This is a genomic window from Mesorhizobium sp. M1E.F.Ca.ET.063.01.1.1, from assembly GCF_003998155.1.
Classification (GTDB): Bacteria; Pseudomonadota; Alphaproteobacteria; order Rhizobiales; family Rhizobiaceae; genus Mesorhizobium.
The window spans coordinates 1-1,651 of sequence record NZ_RZSC01001033.1 but is presented as its reverse complement, the minus strand read 5'-3'; the positions used below and the strand labels follow the sequence as shown (position 1 = coordinate 1,651).

General features: G+C 64.5%; 2 protein-coding genes, 1 tRNA gene and 1 pseudogene. 2 read left to right on the top strand and 2 right to left on the bottom strand.

Annotation, left to right across the window (positions count from 1 at the left end):
* Positions 1-194: GNAT family N-acetyltransferase (locus EOA29_RS35675; protein ID WP_127222340.1), on the top strand; the 194-nt coding region annotated here is incomplete at its 5' end.
* A 123-nt stretch (positions 195-317) separates the two neighbouring features.
* Entirely contained in the window at positions 318-914 is a 597-nt protein-coding gene (locus EOA29_RS35670) for a glutathione S-transferase (RefSeq protein WP_126094791.1), read from the top strand.
* Positions 915-1,195: 281 nt separating this feature from the next.
* Here EOA29_RS35670 and EOA29_RS35665 read toward each other — a convergent pair.
* Together EOA29_RS35665 and EOA29_RS35660 are read right to left on the bottom strand one after the other, a co-directional pair.
* A tRNA-Pro gene (locus tag EOA29_RS35665) sits at positions 1,196-1,272 on the bottom strand.
* 75 nt (positions 1,273-1,347) lie between these two features.
* Positions 1,348-1,651, bottom strand: a pseudogene (locus EOA29_RS35660) (NAD(P)-binding domain-containing protein); the annotation flags it as partial.

Here is a 1,651-nt window from a genome sequence, read left to right as displayed (position 1 = left end):
ATCCTGGATTTCAACGGCGTGGCGTCGGCAGGCGGCTGATGCTGGAGATCGAGCAAACCGCGCGGGCAAATGGTGTGACGGTGCTGACAGTGCCTTCCTCGGTCACCGCGGAGCCATTCTATTCTAGGCTTGGCTTCCGACCGGTCCGGGACAGTTTCCACGGCGACGAACGAACCATCATCATGGAACGGTAGCAACGACAGGCATCCCGTCAACCAAAGCTTCTGTCAGGCTGGCGGCAGGTTTTGGCGACGCTGGCCGTTGCCCTCGGAAGCCCATACGGTCAACAGTGCGCGCAAACAACCAGGAACCTGATCATGCCGAAGCTGCTCTACGCCTCCGCCTCACCCTACAGCTCGAAGGTCCGCATGGCGGCCGCCTATGCCGGCATCGCCATCGACCTCGTCCCGGTCAAGACGGAGGACAAGCCGGCGGAGCTGATCTCGGCCAATCCGCTGGGCAAGATTCCGGTGCTGGTGCTGGAGGACGGCCGCACTATCCATGACAGCAGGGCGATCACCCAGCATCTCAACCGGCTGTCGAAGAACGCGCTGTTCCCGCGCAATCCCGACAAGCGGCTCGAGGCCGAAGTGCTGGAGGCGCTGGCCGACGGCATATGCGACTGCGCGCTGTCGATGGTCTATGAGCGGCGCACGCGTCCCGACACCATGGTCTATCAGCCCTGGCTCGACCGCCAGTGGGCGAAGATCACGACCGCGCTCGACCTTATCAACGCCAACCCGCCGAAGCTGCCGAAGAAGATCACCGCCGGCCAGATGGCGCTGCGCGCTGCCCTCGGCTATCTCGCGCTGCGCTTCGCCGGCCAATGGGAAAAGGGCCGCGGCCGGCTGGTCCGCTGGGCCGCGCGCTTCGACGAGAAGTTTCCGGAGCTGAAAGGCTGCGTGCCGGGGTGACGCACCCTTTTCCATAAGACGCATCTCTTTGCCCGCTAGACTAGAAGGGAAGGCCATCCACCGCTGTCCCATTCCGGGACGGTCCCGCTGGCACCCGTCTTGCACCGTGAGATATGCCGGTTGATCCCGGTCCCGATCGCGTTCCAGATCGGGTTGTAGGCTCGCCGGGCTTGAGGTTGTTGGGGACTCGCCCGGCGGGTTTACGGTCCAGTCGCGCCAGTCTCCGGTGGCGCGAGGTGATCCGGGCCGCAGTCAATGAACTGGCTTTGCCGAAAAGTAACTGGTCGGAGTGGCGTGATTCGAACACGCGACCCCCTGATCCCAAATCAGGTGCGCTACCAGGCTGCGCTACACTCCGACGCTCGCGGCGTATAGGGTTCCGTGGGCCGGAAGGCAACCCAAAAACGGAAGCTTCGCATACGGAAATAGCGGCTCAGCGCTTCCGCCCGGCAATCCTGCGGGCGATCGCGGCGCCTTGGATGCGGGCGTTGGCAAAGCAGCCGCGGATGCTCGGCCGCATGCCGGTGAACCATAGGCCCGGCAGCTTCGGGTCGCTGGTCCCGCCGTTGAACAGCGGCACGCCCTTGGCATCGAGCACGCCGAGCCTGCCCACCATCGCTTCCAGCCCGGTGCGGTAGCCGGTGGCGGCAATGACGATGTCGGGGGTGATCGTCTGGCCGTTGTCGAGGATGACGCCGTCGCGGGTGAATTCCCTGATCTGCGGAACCACGATGACA

What these genes read in the sequence shown, in the direction of transcription:
- EOA29_RS35670 (WP_126094791.1), top strand. Translation starts at nt 318, where the DNA reads ATGCCGAAGCTGCTCTACGCCTCCGCCTCACCCTACAGCTCGAAGGTC.